Raw genomic sequence first — 20,485 nt, forward strand, 5'->3', positions numbered from 1 at the left:
CCGCCCGAGCTCCGGGCGCCCTGGGAGGCGGTTCCCGGCAGGCTCGCGGGCTCTCCGTGCCGGCAGGCGCGATGCCGGCCCGCCCCCGGGCTCCCGGGAGGCTGATTCCCGCCCGGGCCCTGGGTCCCCGAGGGTGCGTGATCCCGCCCGGCGCCCCGGGTCCAACGGGAGGCGGGATCCCGTCCGGGCCCCCGGCCCCCGGGGGGCGTAACGCGGCGGGCTCGCGGGCTTTCCGGACCGGTCGGTGTGCCGACCCGTCCCGGGATTCGTTCTCCCACGTCGGCCGGGCTCTCGCACGCGTGGGCATTTGTTTTGACCGGAGTCCATGCGGTAGGTACGCTCAGACCTTGTGCCTGGGGTGTGCCTGGGCTCGCGTGCGTGTCCTCAACCGCAAGGCGAGTCCGTCAACGGCCACCGCAATCTGTGCGTTTTCCGCCCTCGGCGGAGGTCCGCAGTATTCGACACACCCGACCGCGTGGGTCGGAACAGTGTTCCAGGTTAGTTTTACGACGGCACACAGAAACCGGAGAAGTAGTGCCTACGATCCAGCAGCTGGTCCGGAAGGGCCGGCAGGACAAGGTCGAGAAGAACAAGACGCCCGCACTCGAGGGTTCCCCTCAGCGTCGCGGCGTCTGCACGCGTGTGTTCACGACCACCCCGAAGAAGCCGAACTCGGCCCTCCGTAAGGTCGCGCGTGTGCGTCTGACCTCCGGCATCGAGGTCACGGCCTACATCCCGGGTGAGGGTCACAACCTGCAGGAGCACTCCATCGTGCTCGTGCGTGGTGGCCGTGTGAAGGACCTGCCGGGTGTTCGCTACAAGATCATCCGCGGTTCCCTCGACACGCAGGGCGTCAAGAACCGTAAGCAGGCTCGCAGCCGCTACGGCGCCAAGAAGGAGAAGTAAGAATGCCTCGTAAGGGCCCCGCCCCGAAGCGCCCGGTCATCATCGACCCGGTCTACAGCTCTCCTCTTGTCACCTCGCTGATCAACAAGATCCTGCTGGACGGCAAGCGCTCCACCGCCGAGCGCATCGTCTACGGCGCCATGGAAGGCCTCCGCGAGAAGACCGGCAACGACCCGGTCATCACGCTGAAGCGCGCCCTCGAGAACGTCAAGCCGTCTCTTGAGGTCAAGTCCCGCCGTGTCGGTGGCGCCACCTACCAGGTGCCGATCGAGGTCAAGCCCGGTCGCGCCTCCACCCTCGCGCTGCGCTGGCTCGTGGGTTACTCCCGCGCCCGCCGCGAGAAGACCATGACCGAGCGCCTCATGAACGAGCTCCTCGACGCCTCCAACGGCCTCGGTGCTGCGGTCAAGAAGCGTGAGGACACGCACAAGATGGCCGAGTCCAACAAGGCCTTCGCGCACTACCGCTGGTAGTCCCAACCCACATCGAGACCGAGAGAAGACTGAGCCGATATGGCTACCACTTCGCTTGACCTGGCCAAGGTGCGCAACATCGGCATCATGGCCCACATCGACGCGGGCAAGACGACCACCACCGAGCGCATCCTGTTCTACACCGGTGTCTCTTACAAGATCGGTGAAGTCCACGACGGCGCTGCCACGATGGACTGGATGGAGCAGGAGCAGGAGCGCGGCATCACGATCACGTCCGCCGCGACGACCTGCCACTGGCCGCTCGAGGACGTCGACCACACCATCAACATCATCGACACCCCGGGTCACGTCGACTTCACGGTCGAGGTGGAGCGTTCGCTCCGCGTCCTCGACGGTGCCGTCACCGTGTTCGACGGTGTCGCCGGTGTGGAGCCGCAGTCCGAGACCGTTTGGCGTCAGGCGGACCGCTACGGCGTGCCGCGTATCTGCTTCGTCAACAAGCTCGACCGTACGGGCGCCGAGTTCCACCGCTGCGTCGACATGATCGTGGACCGCCTCGGCGCCGTCCCGATCGTCATGCAGCTCCCCATCGGCGCCGAGATGGACTTCCAGGGTGTTGTGGACCTCGTCCGCATGAAGGCCCTGGTCTGGTCCGCGGAAGCGACCAAGGGCGAGATGTACGACGTCGTCGACATCCCCGCCTCGCACGCCGAGGCCGCTGAAGAGTGGCGCGGCAAGCTGGTCGAGACCGTCGCCGAGAACGACGAAGAGATCATGGAGCTCTTCCTCGAGGGCGTCGAGCCCACCGAGGAGCAGCTCTACGCCGCCGTCCGTCGCATCACCATTGCCTCCGGCAAGGGTGGCGGCGAGAAGACGATCACCCCCGTCTTCTGTGGCACCGCGTTCAAGAACAAGGGTGTTCAGCCCCTGCTCGACGCGGTCGTGCGCTACCTCCCCTCCCCCCTGGACGTCGAGGCCATCGAAGGCCACGACGTGAAGGACGCGGAGCTGGTCGTCAAGCGCAAGCCGTCCGACGAGGAGCCGCTGTCGGCCCTGGCGTTCAAGATCGCGAGCGACCCGCACCTCGGCAAGCTCACCTTCGTCCGGATCTACTCCGGTCGCCTGGAGGCCGGCACCGCGGTGCTGAACTCCGTCAAGGGCAAGCGTGAGCGCATCGGCAAGATCTACCGCATGCACGCGAACAAGCGTGAGGAGATCGACTCGGTGGGCGCCGGCGACATCGTCGCCGTCATGGGCCTGAAGCAGACCACCACCGGTGAGACGCTGTGCGACGAGAAGAACCCGGTCATCCTGGAGTCCATGGACTTCCCGGCGCCGGTCATTCAGGTCGCGATCGAGCCCAAGTCCAAGGGTGACCAGGAGAAGCTGGGTGTCGCCATCCAGCGTCTCGCGGAGGAGGACCCCTCCTTCCAGGTGCACTCGGACGAGGAGACCGGCCAGACCATCATCGGTGGTATGGGCGAGCTTCACCTCGACATCCTCGTCGACCGTATGCGTCGCGAGTTCAAGGTCGAGGCGAACGTCGGCAAGCCGCAGGTCGCGTACCGCGAGACGATCCGTAAGGCCGTCGAGCGACTCGACTACACCCACAAGAAGCAGACCGGTGGTACCGGTCAGTTCGCGAAGGTGCAGATCGCGATCGAGCCCATCGAGGGCGGCGACGCGTCGTACGAGTTCGTGAACAAGGTCACCGGTGGCCGCATCCCGAAGGAGTACATCCCTTCGGTCGACGCCGGTGCGCAGGAGGCCATGCAGTTCGGCATCCTGGCCGGCTACGAGATGACTGGCGTCCGCGTCATTCTTCTCGACGGTGGCTACCACGAGGTCGACTCCTCCGAGCTCGCCTTCAAGATCGCCGGTTCGCAGGCCTTCAAGGAGGCCGCGCGCAAGGCTTCGCCCGTCATCCTCGAGCCCATGATGTCCGTCGAGGTCACCACGCCCGAGGACTACATGGGTGAGGTCATCGGCGACATCAACTCCCGCCGTGGTCAGATTCAGGCCATGGAGGAGCGCAGCGGCGCTCGCGTCGTGAAGGGCCTCGTGCCCCTCTCGGAGATGTTCGGCTACGTCGGAGACCTCCGCAGCAAGACCTCGGGTCGCGCAAGCTACTCGATGCAGTTCGACTCCTACGCCGAGGTTCCCCGGAACGTCGCCGAGGAGATCATCGCGAAGGCCAAGGGCGAGTAACTCACCCGAGTGCACGCTTTAGGCTTGACACCAGTCGCCGGGGCTCAGACCCCGAAACCCGAGGAACGGGCCCCGGCGGATGGCATCCCAGCAAAGATCACCTGGCGCCGATGAGTAAGGCGTACAGAACCACTCTCCAGGAGGACCCCCGTGGCGAAGGCGAAGTTCGAGCGGACTAAGCCGCACGTCAACATCGGCACCATCGGTCACATCGACCACGGTAAGACGACCCTCACGGCCGCCATTACCAAGGTGCTGCACGACGCGTTTCCGGACCTGAACGAGGCCTCGGCCTTCGACCAGATCGACAAGGCTCCTGAGGAGCGCCAGCGCGGTATCACCATCTCCATCGCGCACGTCGAGTACCAGACGGAGTCGCGTCACTACGCGCACGTCGACTGCCCCGGTCACGCTGACTACATCAAGAACATGATCACGGGTGCCGCGCAGATGGACGGCGCCATCCTCGTGGTCGCCGCCACCGACGGCCCGATGCCGCAGACCAAGGAGCACGTGCTCCTGGCCCGCCAGGTCGGCGTTCCGTACATCGTCGTCGCCCTGAACAAGGCCGACATGGTGGACGACGAGGAGATCCTGGAGCTCGTCGAGCTCGAGGTTCGTGAGCTCCTCTCCGAGTACGAGTTCCCGGGCGACGACCTGCCGGTCGTCAAGGTCTCGGCGCTCAAGGCGCTCGAGGGCGACGCCGAGTGGGGCAAGTCCGTTCTCGACCTGATGAAGGCCGTCGACGAGTCGATCCCGCAGCCCGAGCGTGACGTCGACAAGCCGTTCCTGATGCCGATCGAGGACGTCTTCACGATCACCGGTCGTGGCACCGTCGTCACCGGTCGTATCGAGCGTGGTGTCCTCAAGGTCAACGAGACCGTCGACATCGTCGGTATCAAGACCGAGAAGGTCACCACCACGGTCACCGGCATCGAGATGTTCCGCAAGCTGCTCGACGAGGGCCAGGCGGGCGAGAACGTCGGTCTGCTCCTCCGTGGCATCAAGCGCGAGGACGTCGAGCGCGGCCAGGTCATCATCAAGCCGGGTTCGGTCACGCCGCACACCAGCTTCGAGGCCCAGGCCTACATCCTGTCGAAGGACGAGGGTGGCCGTCACACCCCGTTCTTCAACAACTACCGCCCGCAGTTCTACTTCCGTACCACGGACGTGACCGGCGTCGTGACCCTCCCCGAGGGCACCGAGATGGTCATGCCGGGCGACAACACCTCCATGACCGTCGAGCTGATCCAGCCCGTCGCCATGGAGGAGGGCCTGAAGTTCGCCATCCGTGAGGGTGGCCGGACCGTGGGCGCCGGCCAGGTCGTCTCGATCAACAAGTAATTGTCGATCGCTTGACCTGTGCCGCTCCTGACGGAGCGTCATGAAAGGGCCCCCGGCCCGCCGTTCGCGGCGGGGCGGGGGCCCTTTTCTTGTTCTTCCGTGCTCTGTGTTTTCCGTGCTGTGTTCTTCCGTGCTCTACGAGCGCGAGGTCGCCGCGGACCGCTGCGCCGGCCGCCACACCCACGGGTGGGCGTCCGCGCCCAGGCCGACGGCGACCGGGCCGCCCGGGAGCAGCCGCAGGGCCGCCGCCTGCACGGGCGCCGTGCCCTGCGTACGGGTCCAGAGCCGGCCGCCGCGCCGCAGCTGGATCCGGCCGCGCAGGTCCCGGCCGAGCAGAACCGTTCCGTTCGCGTCGGCCGCCGCGGCCACGGAGCCGTACCCGTCGAAGGACGCGTTCCCGCGCCGCGACAGCAGCTCCTTGCCGGCCGGCCTGCGGTAGTACACGTCGAGCCCGGTGCGGCCCTTGCCCGGTACGGCGGCGACCGGGTCGCCCGCGAGAGGGAGCGGGGCGGCGGGGACGGAGTCGATCCAGTGCCGGACGGAGTCGTGTCCGGCGGCGAGGACATGGACGCGCCCTTCGGCATCGACCACGGCGTCAAGACCGTCCTGGATCTCCTCGCTACCGGGGAGCGCCGGGAGCGCACGCCACGCGGACCAGCTGCCGTCGGTGGCCCGTACCCGTGTCGACACACCCTTGTCCGCGTCGCGTACGAAGAGATGGACCCGGCCGTCGGGCGAGGTCACCGCCACCGGGACGCCGATCCGGCGGCCCCGGTCGGCCTTCCGCTCCGGGTTGCCCAGGCCCCGCCAGGCGAGGAACGGGCCGTCGGGGGAGCGCTGCTCCAGCAGGACGACCTCGCGCTTGTTGGGCCCGCCGCGGCCGGCGAACGCGGCGAAGCGCACTCCGAACAGCAGGACCCGCCCGTCGGGGAGCGTGGCCGAGTCGAGCGCGGGCGCGAGCGGCCCGCCGCCCAGGTCCTTCGGGTCGCCCCAGAGGCCCGAGCCGCGCTCGGTCTCCCGCCAGCGGACCGCGCGCAGACCGAGGACCCCGTAGGCGTCGAGCCGCCCGTCGGGCAGGGCCACCACCGCCGGTCCGGTGCCGGGCCAGCGGTGGTGGGTGGAGCGTACCCAGCCCTTGCGGTTGGTGAGGGGGCGCTCGCCGCTGACGCCGTAGTCGCCGCAGCCGGAGGCGTTGCCGCACTGCCAGGCCGGATCGCCGCCGTACGGGACGAGGTGGCCGGCCTTCTCCTTGAGGACCTGCGGGGGGAGGTTCTTGGGCCAGTGCCGGTTGTAGTAGCCCCGGAAGGCGGTCGCCGCGAACGCTGGTATCTCGCCCGGGCCCTTCTGGCCCTCGGCGACCCAGCGTATGAGCGCGGCCCAGGAGAAGCAGGCGGCGGCGGTGTGGTCCCCGTGGTCGGAGTAGCCGGCCTGCTCGCTGTCGCGCCGGCGGGTGGCCTCGCTGCTGATCTGGATGTCCGGGTCGGGGTCCAGGGTCTGCACGACGGTCGGCCGGTAGCGGTCGAGGAGACCGACGAGGACGTCGATCAGCTGGTCGTGGTCGTAGCTGTCGGACCGTTCGACGGGGGAGTCGGTGGACAGGTGCGTACGCAGTTCCAGCGCGCGGTCCTCCCAGAGGGCGGGCAGGGCCATGTAGCGGCGGGGCGTGTGCATGGGCAGGTTGAGGAAGATCAGCTCGACCCGGCGGCCGCCGTTCATGAGCGTGTTGATCTCGGCGCGCCGCCCGCCGTGCAGGGTGACGACGCCCTTCTCCCAGGGTGAGAACGTGTCGAGCCCGAGGGCCGTCGCGTACGCCTGGCGCAGGCCCTGGTGGCGCGCGGAGGAGTAGGCGGCCCGGTCGGGCGTGGTCTCGGCCATGCCCTTGATCCGGTTGACGCCGTTGTGCTCGCCGGCGGTGACGTAGACGGAGACGAGGGGGACTCCGGAGTCGAGCATGCGCTGGGTGTCCGGGTTCATGAAGTACAGGTCGTCGTCCGGGTGCGCGACGAACTGCATCAGCTGCGCCCGGCGGGTGGAGACGATCGGCACCCCGGGCGCGGGATCGGCGGTGGGCACGGCCTTACGGGGAGCGGGCACGGAACACCCGGCGAGGGCGGTACCGAGACCGGCGGTGCCGAGGGCGGCTCCCGCCGCGAGAACGCGGCGACGCCGCGGCAGCCCGGCGCCGGGCTCGGATATGTGGTCCATGTGCTGCGTCCCCCGTACTGCGTACCGTTCCCCGAATCGGCGGAGGGCCTGGTCGAGGCCGGCTTCCGCGACTGGCTAGACGGGGTTCGGGGGGCGGGGGTTGCGCGGGGGCAACGGATCCGTCAGTCCGCGGGCGGATACGGGAAGGACGCGCAGGTGCCGGAGGATCCGTCCGACTGGCGGCAGGTCACTTGCCCGTTCTTGAGCGTGGGGTGGGGACCGGACCGGGCCGTGCCCAGCGTGGGGCTGACCGTTCCGTCGGGGTCCTCGACCGCCCGGGCGACCCCTTGGAAGTCCGTGCCGTTCAGGCCGCTCACGGAGCATGACGCGAGGTCGCTGAACCAGATGCCCTCCGGGTCGATCAGGATGCCCTCCGGAGCGTAGGCCCCCTGAGGGCACTCCCTCTGGACGCCGTCCCTCGCCGAGTACTTGACGAGCACCTGGGCGACCACCTGGCTCTTGCCGACGTTCTTGACCATGGCGCCGAATGTCGCGCCGGCCCCGGCCACGTCGACCCGGACACAGGAGGAGACCTTGAGATTCGGCGAGTGACCGGAGGACCTCCAGGCCCCGCAGTAGAGGCTTCCTGGCGCGTACGGGATACTGCCTGTCGCGGCCACGGCCTTGCTCGTGGCTCTCGGAGCCGCGCTGGGGCGGGCCGCCGCTTCCGTCTTCGGCGTACCGGAGGGGGAGGGGCTCACGGTCGCCGAGGGTGTGCCCGTCGACGTGGAAGGCGTCGGAGTCGGTGCCGTCGTGCTCTGTGCCGGTGTTCCGGCCGGCTGATCAGGCGCCTCGCCTCCCTTGTCGGTGAGGACGAGGGCGGTCAGAGCCCCCACCAGCGCGAGCGCCACGACGGTGAGCCCCACCGAGCGCCCACCGAAGTGGATGTTCTTGGCCTGATAGGCATTGCCTCCGACCTGCGACCCGCCGGAAATCTCGTTGCCCGTCTGTTCGGACGGGGGCTGTGCGTCCACGGATCGATCGGTCACTTTCCGCCGCGCAGCCCGCGGAAGCTGAAGCGCCCCCGGATGTTCTGGCCCTGGATGACGTTCCCGTGCACGGTGCCGGAGACCTGGTTGCTGTTCTTGAGCTGGTTGGTCGGGGGTGTGGAGTCCGCATCACCGCTCTCGTACTCCTTGAGCCAGTCGCGCAGGTCCTCGGCGAAGGCCGGATCGCTCTCGATGTAACGCGACAGTGCCTCGATCAGGGGCTCGGCCTCCGTCCCTGCCGAATCGAGCGCGGTCATCGCCTCGTCATCACGGCGGAACCGGTGCCGGATCACGCCGAGCAGGCTGTCCAGGGCCCCGGCGCCGACGGCACCCAGTGCGCCTTGGGCGACCGCGGAGGCCACCGACTGGGCAAGCGAAACATCCATTGATCTCTCCGAAGGGTGACCCGCGCCAGGGACGGTGCGCCGCACTTCCTGGTCCATGATCCGACGTTGGGTCAGATGATGGCAGAGCGCTGCCTGATTCGACCAACCAAGCGTGAATACCGGTCAGTTGGCGCAAACGGAGTCGTTGCCTGGCGGGGATGCGCTGCTGGCCCGAGGCCCTCGGGGTGAGCGTTGCGCGTGGGCTTCTGGCGCCGGTCGCCCTCGTTCCGAGTGTGGCGACCGGAGGCGGTGCGTCAAGGGCGCTCCTTCGTCGCGTCGGCTGCGCCGATTCCGCTCCGCTCCACCCTTGACCCACCACCTCCGGTCGCCTTTCACACTCGAAGGGCGGCCGGGGGGTGGGGGTCCTGCGCGGGGGCTCGCTTGTGCCTGGGCTGGGATCGGCGCCTGCCGGTCAGAGCTGCGCGGCAGTGGAATGGGGCAGCCCGGCACCGGCTCAGCGACCGACGGCGGGTGGGCGGCCGGGACTCATGCCCCGCCGGTCACTGTCCGGTGGTGGGTGGGCGGAGAAACTGCACCGTACTGGCGGTAAGCCGGTACGGGGGGTGTGGTATTTCGGGCAAAACGGCCGCCTGGGCGGGACTTCGCGGCACTTACGTCCATACCGCGCCGGTTACGTCCTGAGGCCGTTGATGATGACGTCCGCGACGGATTCGGCGTGGCGGCGGATGGTGTTCTCGTCCGGAGTGTCGGGGGCGCCGAGGAGTCGCGCTTCTACGGGGCTGGCGAACAGGGCGCCGCCACCCCCGACGACCAGGTAGTGGAGGGTGGCGTAGGGGAGGGGGCGGATGCGGCCGGACGCGATGAGCCGGTCGAGGAGTTGTTCCACCAGCGGGCGCAGCGGATTGATGAAGCGGTCGACGATGAAGTGGACGCGCGGGCTGTCGGTGGCCCCCTCGTGGTTCATGATGCGCTGCACCTGGGGGTGGGTCGCCGCGAACATGACCTGCCGGACGACGCCCTGGCGCAGTGCTTCGAGGTCGTCGAGGTCCGGTGAGTTCGTGGCTTCCCGCCAGACGTGCTCCGTTTTCGTGAGCGCGTGCTCCATCGCGGCGAACCAGAGCCCTTCCTTGGAGCCGAAGCGCGCGGTCAACAGGGCGTGGCTGACGCCGATCCGGCGAGCCAACTCCCGTACGGACATCCCGTCGTAGCCCTTTTCCGCGAACGCGTCCAGGGCGGCCAGCAGCAGTCGGGTCGCGTCGAGTTCCTCGCCGGCGCGCGGGCGACCACGCCTCCGTATCGCCGCCGCATCAGCCATGGCGCGATCACCCCCATCCCTAAATGTCCAGTTGGTCATTAGGTTACGTCGGATCCGGGGTCCCGGCTTGCGGGAAGCGGACAAAAGGAGCATCCTGCTGGAGGGTCGTAAATAGACGACTGGTAATTAACCAGAGGAGCGCGATCACGCCCCGCAGCGACACCGCCCCCGCCCGTATGGTCGGCGCAGCGGCCGACTACGCCACGCTCGGCATCGAGCCCCACGCGATCAAGCCGTGGGAGGACGGCCTGCGCACCGACGGCTCGGCGGGTACGTACGAGTGGTGGTACTTCGACGCGCACCTGGACGACGGCGCCAAGCTCGTCGTGGTCTTCTACACCAAGGAGTTCAGCGACATCGACCGGCCGCCCGCGCCCGCGATCCGGCTGGAGCTGACGCTGCACGACGGCACCCAGGCGGACCGGCTCGTCCACCTGGACCCGGCGACGTTCTCCGCCTCCACCGAGACCTGTGACGTCCGGATCGGCGACAACGTTTTCGCCGGCGACCTGCGCACGTACACCATCCGCGCCGAGGTGGAAGGCGTCTCGGTCGACGTCACCCTGACCGGGCAGGTCCCCGCCTGGCGCCCCGAGACGGGGCATGTCCTCTTCGGTGAGCAGGGCGAGCAGTACTTCGCCTGGCTGCCGTCGGTGCCGCAGGGCGCGGTCGAGGCGACCTACAGCGTCAACGGCCACACCAGCACCACCACGGGCATCGGCTACCACGACCACAACTGGGGCAACGCCCCGATGCTCAAGCTCATGCACCACTGGTACTGGGCGCGCGGCGCGGCCGGCCCCTACTCGGTGATCGCCTCGTACATCACGGCGGAGAAGGCGTACGGCCACACGGAGCTGCCGATCTTCATGCCGGCACGCGACGGACAGCTCATCGCCGACGACAGCACCAAGGTCACCTTCGAGGAACTGGGCCGCTACACCGACACCACCACCGGCAAGCGGTCGGCAACGTCACCCGCTACACCTACGCGAACGGCGACGAGCGGTACGTGGTCACATGGACCCGCCACACCGACATGACCGCGTCGAAGATGGCCGACGAGATCAAGGGCCCCAAGAAGGTCGCGGCCAAGCTCACCGGCTTCGACGGCGCCTACCTCCGCTTCGCCGGAGAGCTCCGCGTCGAGCGCTACCAGGGCGAGGAATTGATGGAGACCCACACCGACGAGGCGCTGTGGGAGCTCATGTACTTCGGCAAGGCCCGCCCCTGACCCGCCGGCGAGTGCACGTAACCGCCCGAAGTCTCGCCCCGTGTGCCGCTTTGCCCGGAAGTATCCTCGATCTGTGAGACGTTACCGCGAGTACGGTGCGGTTACGTTCGCCCGCAGCCCCATCTGACCTGGCGTCTCCTCCCACCCACCGGGCGGCGCCCGGTGGGGCATGAGGCTCGGCCGCCCACTCGCCGTTCGTCGCTGAGCCGGTGCCGGGCCGCCCCATTGCACTGCCGCGCGATCCCACCCACCGGCCCGCGCGCGCTGAGCAGAGCTCGGCCGTGATCCGTGCTCTCGCGCTTGGCCCCCACCCGGGCCGCCCTCCGAGTGTGGAACCCGCCACTCTCGGAGAGAGGGCGGCCACCACCCGACGCTCGCAGGGGTCGCTCACCGCGAGTGCGTGGAAGCCGTCAGCCCCGGGGCGGCCCGCTGTACGTGACCTCCGCCCAGACCGTCTTGCGCGGCACGGGCCCGGTGCTGACGCCCCACTTCTCCGAGAGCGCTTCGACCAGGAGGAGCCCTCGGCCCGACTCGGCGTCTCCCGGTCGGCCGAGGGTGGGGAGGCGGTCACCACGTGTGTCCGTGACCTCGATACGGAGAGCGGTGCCCGTTGCCAGGAGTCCCAGGCGGAAGTCCCGCCCCGGGACGCGGCCGTGGGTGACGGCGTTCGCGGCCAGTTCGGCGACGACCTGGGCGGCTGCCTCCGATACGGCCTCCAGCTCCCAGGTGCGCAGCTGCTCGACGGCCAGGAGGCGGGCGAGGCGGGCGCCCCGGCTCGTAGCGGAGAGCTGGATTCCGAACTGGCGTACAGGCGCCAAGAGTTGGGTTTGCTCCTGATTCATGTGACTCAGCGTGGCGGGCCGTGCGTACGCTGCCCATCGAACGTGCCCTTACGTACGGTGACTGTCCGGAGACTGTCCGGTCTTGTCTCGACTGTCCGGTGCGACCGTCCGGGTAAGGGCCGCTGAGGAGGTGGGCGCGCATGGGCGTGGACGGTGTGGATGGTGTGGGCACGGAAGAGCCGGGCTGGGATGTCGACCCCGAGGACGAGTCGGGCGCGGCAGTCGTGGCGACGGTGGGCCGCCAGATCAAGCTGTGGCGGGAGGCGAAGGGCCTGCGGGCGGCGGAGTTCGGGGAGATGGTCGGCTACGGCGAGGACATGATCCGCAAGATCGAGCGCGGGGCACGGATCCCGCGCCCGGAGTTCCTGGACAAGGTGGACGAGGAGCTGGGGGCGGGCGGGCTGATCTCGGCCATGAAGCAGGACGTGGTGGAGGTGCGGTACCCGAAGAAGGTGCGGACTCTGAAGAAACTGGAGGCGCGGGCGGTCGAGTTCGGGCTGTACGAGAGCAACAGCATTCACGGGTTGTTGCAGACGCCGGAGCACGCACGAGCTCTCTTCGAAGCCGGACAGCCGGCGTACTCCGAGGACGACTTGGAGCGCATGCTCGCCGGACGGATGGCCCGGCGGTCGGTCTTCGAACGGTCGCCCGCTCCCGCGCTCAGTTTCGTTCTCGAAGAGGCGCCGCTGCGCCGCCCTGTTGGGGGCACAATGGTGTGGAGACAGCAGCTCGAACGTCTGCTGGAGGTGGGGCAGTTGCGCAGCGTCTCGCTCCAGGTGATGCCGACGCACAGCGATGCCCACCCCGGACTGGACGGCAGGATCGAGGTGCTGAAGTTCGGAGACGGAACGGCCGTGGGCCGTTCCGACGGCGCCTTCAACGGGCGCCCGGTCTCTGAGCCGAAACAGCTGCGAATCCTTGAGCTGCGGTATGGCACCATCCGGGCGCAGGCTCTCACCCCAAGGGAGTCACTGGCCTTCATCGAGCAATTGCTGGGAGAAACATGATCCGCAAGCCCGAGCTGGAGTGGTTCAAGAGCAGCTACAGCAGCGGCACAGATGGCGAGTCGTGTGTCGAGGTCGCCACCACCCCCGGCACCGTCCACGTCCGTGACTCCAAAGTCACCGAAGGCCCCCGCCTCACCTTCCCCCCGACCGCCTGGGCCGGCTTCCTCACGTACGCGTCCCAGGACTGACCTCGCCCGTCCCGAGCGCCACCGTCGCCCGTACCCGCATCGGCCCGTCCTCGCGGCGGGACAGCAGGACGACGTCCCTGACCCGGGCGGTCATCGAACCGAGCAAGGCCTCGGCGGTCGCGGCGAGGCGGTGCGGGTCGGTGCTCCGGCCGAGGGAGAGGTGCGGGGTGAAGCCCCTCGCCCGGTCACCGCACAGTGGGAACCGGGTCTCCAGGCCCTCCCGTAGCCGGGCCCAGGGCTCCTGGCCGTCCACGTCCGCGCACGGGTCGAGCCATACGGTGGCGTCCTCGCGGTGACCGAACCAGTGCACGCCCTCCAGCCGGGCCCGGAACGGCGGCACGTCCCGCGCCGCCGCCGCGACCAGCGGTACCGCCCGTTCGAAGTCGGCCTCCGGTACGAAGCCGAAGAGGACGTTGACGTGTGGCGGCCAGCGGTGGATCTGGCGGTCGTGATCACGCCGGATGTGCTGGATCGGGGGCCAGAGCTCGTCGGGTGGCAGCCAGGCGACGGCGGTCCGGCTCGTCGGCGGCACCGCGAGCACCTCCCCTGGCGGGACGGGTTTCTCGGCTGGGGGCGGAACCACCGAGTCGAGCCGGTCGACCCCCGTACCCCGGTCCCAGACGACCCGCCCGTCGACCTCGAAGAACACCACCCGGTGCCAGGGGATCTCCCCACCGGGCACGAAGTCCTCCAATGCGACCCGCTTCGGCTCGTCGACTCCCCGCTCGTGGACCCCCATCACGAACCGCTCGGGATCGAAGCGCGGATCCCACACCACCCGGTGGTACACCTCGTCGCTCGTGTGCACGCTGGGCGGCTGCCCCGAGTACGGCGGCTCAGTCCACCGCACTCGGCGGGATCGCCGGCAGCGCCCGGAGGAGGATCAGCTCGCGCAGGTGGGAGGTGTCCAGCTCGGCCAGGGAGGCAGTGACGCCGTCCAGGAGGACTACCTGGCCGTTGTTGTTGTGGGCGTAGATCAGGTTCCCGGTCGCCTCCTGGCCGCCGGCCTCGCGGCGTACCCACACGAGCCCGCGGGTGCCCGGGCCCGGCCCCTTGAGGGCCCTGATCACGTCGTTCCAGTCGCCCACAGGCACGGGCGCGAAGCCCGGAAAGTACCGCCGGCTCAGCCTGTCCCACCAGCCGGGGGCCTCGTGGGCGGGGCGCCACGGCAGGGCGACCGACCGGTACCCGCCGAGTGTGGAGTGCAGGGCGGCCACGCAGCCGCGAGCGTTGACACGGCGCGCCTGGTTCCGGACGCGAGCCGTGGCCTCGCGGGCGGGCGCCGGTTCCAGGTCCGCCAGTGGGGCGCTGGAGGCCGGGTGGAACGGGGAGCTGCCGTCCTTGGGCACGACGATCGAGGCCGCGAGCATCGGCGAGCGGGGGTAGCCGGGCTGCGGGAGGGCCCGGCAGGCCAGCAGCCAGGCGGTGTCCGTCTCGTACACCGGCTGCGGCACGGCGAGCTCGACGAGCCCGCCGTAGATCGCGTCCAGCCAGGCGGTCGCCTGCCGCGTGGGGTCCGGCGGCCGTGTCGAAGCCCGGACTTCCTGCGTCTCCATGCCTTTCATTTCGGTACTCAGTCCCAGAGCCGACCCAGGGCGCGGATGCGGTCGCGGTACTCCAGTACCTCGGTCCACTCGGGCAGCCAGTTCTCGGGCCCGTGCTTGGCTCCGGCGAAGGCGCCGGCGAGGGCTGCGATCGAGTCGGAGTCTCCGGAGGAGTGTGCTCCGCGCTGGATCGCTTCACGGGCATAGCCATCGACGACAAGGAAGCAGTACAGACCCGTCGCGAGGGCTTCTTCGGCGATCCAGCCGGGTCCGACGGCCTCGCAGGGGTCCCGGTGGATGTCAGGGCTGCGCAGGGCCTCGGTCACCTTGTCGAGGGCGCGCAGGCATTCGTCCCATCCGAATGCGATGTACGACTCGGGGTCCGGGGCTCCTGCCTTTTGTGCCAGGTTTCCGAGCCAGTCGGCGTGGTACTTCCGCCGCGACTGCAGTGCGTGGAGGCGCAGTTGAGGGAGGAGCTCGTCGAGGTCACAGCCGTGTGCGAGGAGCCAGATGGCGTGGGCCGTCAGGTCGCTGGCGGCGAGCGCGGTGGGGTGGCCGTGCGTCATTGCTGCCTGCAGCTGTGCGATGCCCGAGCGCTGCTCGGCCGACAGGCCGGGTACGAGGGCGACGGGGGCCACGCGCATGTTGGCGCCGCAGCCCTTGGAGCTGATGACCGTGGCGTCCTGCCACGGGATGTCGCGTTCGAGGGCCGCGCATGCGTTCAGGCAGGTCTGGCCGGGGGCCCGGTTGTTGTCCGGATCGCGGAGCCAGGTCACGAAGTGCCTTCGCAGGGCCGTTTCGACCTGGGCGGGGGCGATGGCCTGCGTTGCTCCCCAGGCCCCTCCTGCGTCGCGCGGACTCGTGGTGACTTCCGCCAGGGCTACCCCGACGGCCAGAGCCATCTGGGTGTCGTCGGTAACCCGCACGACGTCGCCTGCGGACAGGGGCATCTCCATCTTGTGCCAGGGGCCGAACGTGGCGGTGATCTGCTCCATGGTCAGGAACTCGGTGGGGTAGCCCATGGCATCACCAAGCGCCAGGCCGAGCATCACCGCGGTCGCCGCGTGCCACGGGCGCTCCTTGGGGGGGTGTCCGGCAAGGTCGCGGATCGCGTCCGAGTTGGGGGCCTCGGCGAGAGACCCTGGTACCACATGGCTACGGGAGCTGGGCGAGTCCCGGATCATCTGGGCCAGCGCTTCCAAAGGTGTGAGACCGCGCGCCTTGGCGTCCCGCAGCCCGTCGATCCACACCACGTCTCCGCTCGAGACGCCCCTCCGGGGGACCCAGTCTGCGGCTGCGTCCTCGCTGTTGATCCACAGGTAGCCGATCACTGTGCCGCTGGCGTCAGCCACAGCGACGTACTGGACGGGTTTGCGGGTCCGGCCGGCATATTCCGGAGGCCCCGATACGGTAACGGGTCCGTAATCTGATGAGTGTGCACCAGTTCTCCGCTTCACGAAGCGGAGTGTTTCTTTTTCGGGGTTCATTTTTGGAGCCTTCCTCAATTCCGGGGCAGGATTTCCCCGTAGATATGCCATTGCCCATTATCGTCCGTGAAGGCCCGAGTCACTTTGTAGTTCATACCCCGTCCGAGCAGCAGTTCCCGTTCGCCAGCGAAGTGGCTGACCTTCTCCACCCACAACGCATCGGTTCCCTCGGGGACGCGGAGATGCAGGATGCCCGGCTTGTCGTCGAAGGCCGCCCTGCCGAGTGAGGTGGACATGTAGCCCGGATCGCTCAGCGTCTTCCCTACCAGTTCTTCAGGTTCCTTGACGCCGAGGTGGCCCACCCCTTGGCCTCGCGCCACCGTGACATCCTCCGGCAGTGGGCGACCGGCGAGGGCCTTGTCGACCTCTTCGATGTTACGGAGGACATCCGGCGTTCCTAGTTCGGGATTTCCCCGGAGGTATCCATTCATCTCCGTGTAGGTGGCGTAACGGGGATCTGGCTTTCCGCCATGCTCATCCGTGTAGTCGAGGACGGATTTCCTGGTCGACTCCGGGAGGTTCTCCGCATAGTCGTTCCAATTCTCCCGGCCGTAGGCAATCGCCGCGTTGTTGTCCGGGAAGGTAACCGCCCCGTCGTTGATCTCGGCGGCGGCCACCTCGTGCTTCTGCTCGACGCTGAGGTTCTTGAACTCTTCCGTCGAGACAGTCGGAGAGCGATCGACGCCGGCGTCAGCCGTCCCGGGCCCCTCATTGACCCCCTTGAGCTCCGGATACTGGTCGTCCAGGAACTCCTGAGCCGTCTTGGGATCCACCGAATCCGCATGGACGGCCCCCTCGTCCACGAGGTGGGTGGGTTGGGCCAGGTCGTCCCAGTTCGGGGCGACCGACGTGTCGTCGAGAAACCCCGTCGGCGTCGGGTGGGCGGCCGGGTTGTCGATCGTCCAGCCCGGCGGCAGGTGGGACGCCGCGCTGTCGGCCGCTCCGACCGTCGGCGCGGGCGACACCGCTTCGTCCGCCAGCCCCGTCGGCGGGTGCGGCGGGGGAGGGGGGACGTCGTCCCCGTACTTCACGGCCCTCGACGCCGCGTTCGTCGCCCCCGCCTCCAGCCCCTCCCTGGCGGCGGCCCGCAGGCCGCCGCCGGCGAAGCCCGTGCCCTTCGTGCCGAACAGTTCGGGGATGAGACGGCCGATGAACTCGGCCGGGTCCTTCTTGAAGCCCTCGACCGCGGCCGTCACCACGCGGTCGGGGTGGGAGACCGTGGAGACAAGGCCGGAGAGCGTCATCGAGACGTTCTGCGCGTACGCGGCCGGGTGCGTCAGGTTGTACGGATCGAACGGGATGAGGCCCCGGGCGAAGTTGACCAGTCCCGCCGTTCCCTTGAGGACGCCGCCGAGGACGTGGACCTGCGCCATCTGGTAGGCCTGGTAGCCGTCGGCGATGTTGTCGCCCAGACGCTCGAGCGGCGGCGGTTCGGCCGGGGCGTGGGCCAGGGCCTTGTCGACCCTGCCCTGGGCGTCGGCCGCGGCGGTGTTCCGCTGCTCGCGGGCCTGGGCGAGCCGCGCCCTGGCCTCCTCCATGAGCGCCTTCGCGGCGGTCTCGGCCTCGGCGGCCCCGGCCTTCTCGGCAGCCCCGGCCTCCTTCTCGGTGGCGGCCGCCTTGGCCTGCTCCGAGGCCTGCTTGCCCTTCCGGTACAGGTCGATGGCGTCGTGCGCCTGACCCTGCGCCCACCGCACGGTGTCCGCGTAGGCCTCGAGCGCGGCGGCGGCCGTCTCGCACGCGTCGGCCGCGTGCAGCCATTTGGTGGGGTGGACGCCGAACTTCTCGCGGAAGGAGTCGCCGCCCACGCCCTTCCAGCGCGAGGAGTCGACCTTCCGCATGCCCTGGCCGACCTTCTCGAAGGCCGCCCGGAAGTCCTTCAGGTGCCCCGCGCTCTCAAGGATCTTGGCGGGGTTGCCGTGGACGAGCTCGTTCGCCTCCTCGGTCTGGCCGAGCTGCTGCTCACCGGGGGTCGCGCCGAGGTCCGACGCGACACCGTCGCCCCAGTCCGTGACCACGTCGGCGGCCCCGTGCAGACCGTACGAGTCGAGGCGCTCGCCCGCCTTGTCGGTCGCCCAGTCGACACCCTCGCCCAGCGCCTTCTTGCCGGAGTCGATGCCGTCCTCGATGGCGCCGAGGCCCTCGTTGATGCCGTCCTCGATGCCTTTGCCGAGGTCACCGATGCCTTTGCCGATGTCGTCGAGCAGGCCGCCCATCAGCCCCCGCCCCCACCTTGCCGCTGCGGCGGCACGCCCTGCTGTTGTTGCTGCTGGGCGGCCGCGGCCCGCTCCTCCGCCGAGGGCCCGAACATGTCGTCGAGCATCTCCTCGTACTGGGCGTCGGAGACGCCGGCGGAGGAGTGCAGGTTCTGCGGGTTGATGCCGGGCGGGCCGATCACCTGGGAGGTCATCAGATCGCGCCCGGCGTCCTTCCAGCCCTGGGCCGAGTTGTCCTTCGCCTGCTCGAAGGATTCCTTGCTGTAGTCGACTCCGCCGAAGACCCCGGACGTGGCGACGTCGCCCCAGCTCTGCTTCGTGACCTCGTCCTCGGACGCGTACGGGTTACCGATGGCAGCGTTGGTCACGATCTTGAACGTGCCCTCCACGTACTGCTCGGTCTCGTGGTACGTGCCGGCCGACAGGCCCGTCGCCGCGGCGAATCTGTTGCCCTCGTTGATCAGGGCGCGCACGCCCCATTCCCAGCGCTCGCAGAACGACGTGAACTTCCCCGTCAGCCCCTCGTGGCCCAGCGCCAGACCGGGCAGCGCGATGTCACCGAAGCCGCGGCCGGCGCCCGCCATGCTGTCCATGCCGAGTTCCTTCAGCTCGCTCAGCGCCAGCGTCAGGCCGTCCGCGATCTCGCCCAGGCCGCTCGTGGCCAGGTCCTCGTCGCCCTCGCCCCCGCTCATCGCGCGGCCCCCCGCTCGGTGGCTCCCGCGACGTCGCCGTCCACCGCCACCGCGTCCGGTACGACCCCGGCCACCGGCGGGAACAGCACCGCGTGCTCGGCGCCGTCCGCCGCGTCCAGGGCCACGCCGCACGCCACGCCCGCGCTCGGCACGGCCACGTCGAGCAGCCGCGCCCCGAGCACCGTCTCGTACTGCCACTCCAGGCCGCCCTCGCCCCGGGCGACGGCGTACCGGGCCAGCGCCGACCCGTCGGAGAACGCCAGGATCCACCGCACGCCGCCGAAGTCCACGGTCAGCCAGGCCCCGTCCCGGCGCGGCACGAGCACCGCCGTCGCCCGGAAGAGCTCCAGTACCGCTTCGAACTCCCGCCGGGCCGCTGCCTCCGCCTCCGCCTCAGCCCCCGCCTCTGCCTCCGCCTCCCGCGTCGCACCCGGCGACGGCGGTGGGGGAGACCACGATGGGGGAGACCACGACGGGGGAGACCATCCCGCCCGCGCCGGGTCCGGTGTGACGTCCGTCGCCCGTGTCGGCGCGCCCTGAGGCCCCACAGGCATGTCCGCGTAGTCGGCCAGCCGCGACCGCCGCACCGGCGTGTCCGAGCTGCCCCCGAGATCGATCATTGCGACACCCTGGCACAGCGGCTGTGACCGTTCCCACTCGCGCGGAAGCAATCCCTACATGCCCGGAATATCGCCCGGGCGGGTGCGGAGAAGGTGTGTGCGCCCTGTGTGCGCAGGTGGGGCGGTCGAGGAGGTCCGTGCCCGGCAGGCCGGTGGCCGGCGAGGGGGCGTGTCGCGCCCTGGGTTTGATCTCCGTCGCGACCGGGGTACTCTCTCCGGCTCGATTGGCCAGCCCAGCGCCCCGTATGGCAGACTGTCGGGGTTGCTCGGTTGAGTGCCGATGCTGCGCGCCTCCCGTCGGGGGGACCGGAAGCGAGTCCCACAGTACTCGTCGCTCCTTTTCAGGGGCGGACGTACGGGAATCTTCCGGGAAGTGTCAGCGGGGTGCCGACCAGGCGCTCGGTGGCCACTCGCAGACATTGCAGCCTGCCCCCGGCTTCGCGGTTCTTGGGACCGCACCCCCTTGGTTGGGAAATCCTTAGGGATTTCTGCGTAGAGGGAGTGCGACACGCCCGACCGCGTGGGTCGGAGGTCGGAGTCGCGGGGAACCTCCGGGTCCAGAGCGTTACCAAGAGACAGGACTACTGAGTAGCCATGGCGGGACAGAAGATCCGCATCCGGCTCAAGGCCTACGACCACGAGGTCATCGACTCCTCGGCGAAGAAGATCGTCGAGACGGTGACTCGCACTGGTGCGTCGGTCGCGGGCCCGGTGCCGCTGCCCACTGAGAAGAACGTGTACTGCGTCATCAAGTCGCCGCACAAGTACAAGGACTCGCGCGAGCACTTCGAGATGCGCACGCACAAGCGCCTCATCGACATCCTCGACCCCACGCCGAAGACGGTTGACTCGCTCATGCGCCTCGACCTCCCGGCGGGCGTTGACATCGAGATCAAGCTCTGAGGGCGCG

Annotated in this window: 20 protein-coding genes; 9 read left to right on the forward strand and 11 right to left on the reverse strand. The window is 69.3% G+C overall.

Annotated features, from left to right (window positions below; translation table 11 throughout):
- Positions 1-534 precede the first annotated feature (534 nt).
- The 4 genes from rpsL (at position 535) to tuf (ending at position 4,892) form a co-directional block, all read left to right on the forward strand.
- Entirely contained in the window at positions 535-906 is a 372-nt protein-coding gene (gene rpsL / locus Q5762_RS09555; RefSeq protein WP_003948652.1) for a 30S ribosomal protein S12, read from the forward strand.
- A 2-nt stretch (positions 907-908) separates the two neighbouring features.
- On the forward strand, positions 909-1,379 hold the full coding sequence (gene rpsG / locus Q5762_RS09560) for a 30S ribosomal protein S7 (RefSeq protein ID WP_007445917.1): 471 nt from the start codon (positions 909-911) through the stop codon (positions 1,377-1,379).
- A 39-nt stretch (positions 1,380-1,418) separates the two neighbouring features.
- A complete protein-coding gene (fusA, locus tag Q5762_RS09565; RefSeq protein WP_315891580.1) occupies positions 1,419-3,548 on the forward strand; it encodes an elongation factor G in 2,130 nt (709 codons plus the stop codon).
- A 150-nt stretch (positions 3,549-3,698) separates the two neighbouring features.
- Complete coding sequence (gene tuf, locus Q5762_RS09570) at positions 3,699-4,892, forward strand: elongation factor Tu (protein WP_315891581.1); 1,194 nt, start codon at positions 3,699-3,701, stop codon at positions 4,890-4,892.
- Positions 4,893-5,027: 135 nt separating this feature from the next.
- On the opposite strand, the gene Q5762_RS09575 is transcribed toward tuf, so the two are convergent.
- The 4 genes from Q5762_RS09575 to Q5762_RS09590 all read right to left on the reverse strand — a co-directional run bounded on the left by Q5762_RS09575 (position 5,028) and on the right by Q5762_RS09590 (position 9,748).
- Positions 5,028-7,097, reverse strand: a complete 2,070-nt coding sequence (locus Q5762_RS09575; RefSeq protein ID WP_315891582.1) for a PIG-L family deacetylase — start codon at positions 7,095-7,097, stop codon at positions 5,028-5,030.
- A gap of 122 nt (positions 7,098-7,219) precedes the next feature.
- The gene (locus Q5762_RS09580) at positions 7,220-8,071 is read right to left on the reverse strand and encodes a hypothetical protein (RefSeq protein WP_315891583.1); all 852 of its coding nucleotides are present in this window, start codon (positions 8,069-8,071) and stop codon (positions 7,220-7,222) included.
- Positions 8,072-8,082: 11 nt separating this feature from the next.
- On the reverse strand, positions 8,083-8,472 hold the full coding sequence (locus tag Q5762_RS09585) for a hypothetical protein (RefSeq protein WP_315891584.1): 390 nt from the start codon (positions 8,470-8,472) through the stop codon (positions 8,083-8,085).
- Positions 8,473-9,103: 631 nt separating this feature from the next.
- A complete protein-coding gene (locus Q5762_RS09590) occupies positions 9,104-9,748 on the reverse strand; it encodes a TetR/AcrR family transcriptional regulator (RefSeq protein ID WP_315891585.1) in 645 nt (214 codons plus the stop codon).
- A 176-nt stretch (positions 9,749-9,924) separates the two neighbouring features.
- Between Q5762_RS09590 and Q5762_RS09595 the strand changes: the two genes are divergently transcribed.
- Both Q5762_RS09595 and Q5762_RS09600 read left to right on the forward strand, forming a co-directional pair.
- Positions 9,925-10,791, forward strand: a complete 867-nt coding sequence (locus Q5762_RS09595) for a lipocalin-like domain-containing protein (RefSeq protein WP_315891586.1) — start codon at positions 9,925-9,927, stop codon at positions 10,789-10,791.
- The gene (locus Q5762_RS09600) at positions 10,788-10,982 is read left to right on the forward strand and encodes a hypothetical protein (RefSeq protein WP_315891587.1); all 195 of its coding nucleotides are present in this window, start codon (positions 10,788-10,790) and stop codon (positions 10,980-10,982) included. Before Q5762_RS09595 ends, Q5762_RS09600 begins: the two co-directional genes overlap by 4 nt.
- A gap of 410 nt (positions 10,983-11,392) precedes the next feature.
- On the opposite strand, the gene Q5762_RS09605 is transcribed toward Q5762_RS09600, so the two are convergent.
- A complete protein-coding gene (locus tag Q5762_RS09605) occupies positions 11,393-11,824 on the reverse strand; it encodes an ATP-binding protein (protein ID WP_315891588.1) in 432 nt (143 codons plus the stop codon).
- 140 nt (positions 11,825-11,964) lie between these two features.
- Here Q5762_RS09605 and Q5762_RS09610 point away from each other — a divergent pair, with 140 nt between their 5' ends.
- Positions 11,965-12,831: a helix-turn-helix transcriptional regulator gene (locus tag Q5762_RS09610; RefSeq protein ID WP_315891589.1), complete on the forward strand. Its 867-nt coding sequence runs from the start codon at positions 11,965-11,967 to the stop codon at positions 12,829-12,831.
- The gene (locus Q5762_RS09615) at positions 12,828-13,019 is read left to right on the forward strand and encodes a DUF397 domain-containing protein (RefSeq protein WP_315891590.1); all 192 of its coding nucleotides are present in this window, start codon (positions 12,828-12,830) and stop codon (positions 13,017-13,019) included. Before Q5762_RS09610 ends, Q5762_RS09615 begins: the two co-directional genes overlap by 4 nt.
- On the opposite strand, the gene Q5762_RS09620 is transcribed toward Q5762_RS09615, so the two are convergent.
- From Q5762_RS09620 to Q5762_RS09645, 6 genes are all read right to left on the reverse strand, one after another.
- On the reverse strand, positions 12,997-13,827 hold the full coding sequence (locus Q5762_RS09620) for an RNA repair domain-containing protein (RefSeq protein ID WP_399494787.1): 831 nt from the start codon (positions 13,825-13,827) through the stop codon (positions 12,997-12,999). The two genes, Q5762_RS09615 and Q5762_RS09620, sit on opposite strands and share 23 nt — an antisense overlap.
- Before the next feature lie 28 nt (positions 13,828-13,855).
- Positions 13,856-14,575 (reverse strand): toxin glutamine deamidase domain-containing protein, encoded by a 720-nt coding sequence (locus Q5762_RS09625; RefSeq protein WP_315891591.1) that lies wholly within the window; start codon positions 14,573-14,575, stop codon positions 13,856-13,858.
- 17 nt (positions 14,576-14,592) lie between these two features.
- The gene (locus Q5762_RS09630) at positions 14,593-15,612 is read right to left on the reverse strand and encodes an ADP-ribosylglycohydrolase family protein (protein WP_315891798.1); all 1,020 of its coding nucleotides are present in this window, start codon (positions 15,610-15,612) and stop codon (positions 14,593-14,595) included.
- 452 nt (positions 15,613-16,064) lie between these two features.
- Complete coding sequence (locus Q5762_RS09635; RefSeq protein WP_315891592.1) at positions 16,065-18,263, reverse strand: putative T7SS-secreted protein; 2,199 nt, start codon at positions 18,261-18,263, stop codon at positions 16,065-16,067.
- The gene (locus tag Q5762_RS09640; RefSeq protein ID WP_315891593.1) at positions 18,263-18,955 is read right to left on the reverse strand and encodes a hypothetical protein; all 693 of its coding nucleotides are present in this window, start codon (positions 18,953-18,955) and stop codon (positions 18,263-18,265) included. The genes Q5762_RS09635 and Q5762_RS09640 overlap by 1 nt, the downstream gene beginning before the upstream one ends.
- Positions 18,952-19,575 carry a hypothetical protein gene (locus Q5762_RS09645; protein WP_315891594.1) on the reverse strand — a complete coding sequence of 208 codons (624 nt, stop codon included), beginning with the start codon at positions 19,573-19,575 and terminating at the stop codon, positions 18,952-18,954. The genes Q5762_RS09640 and Q5762_RS09645 overlap by 4 nt, the downstream gene beginning before the upstream one ends.
- Before the next feature lie 594 nt (positions 19,576-20,169).
- Here Q5762_RS09645 and rpsJ point away from each other — a divergent pair.
- Positions 20,170-20,478: a 30S ribosomal protein S10 gene (gene rpsJ / locus Q5762_RS09650; RefSeq protein ID WP_003948644.1), complete on the forward strand. Its 309-nt coding sequence runs from the start codon at positions 20,170-20,172 to the stop codon at positions 20,476-20,478.
- Positions 20,479-20,485 lie beyond the last annotated feature (7 nt).

Origin of the sequence: Streptomyces sp. P9(2023) (assembly GCF_032436795.1) — a bacterium.
Taxonomy (GTDB): domain Bacteria; phylum Actinomycetota; class Actinomycetes; order Streptomycetales; family Streptomycetaceae; genus Streptomyces.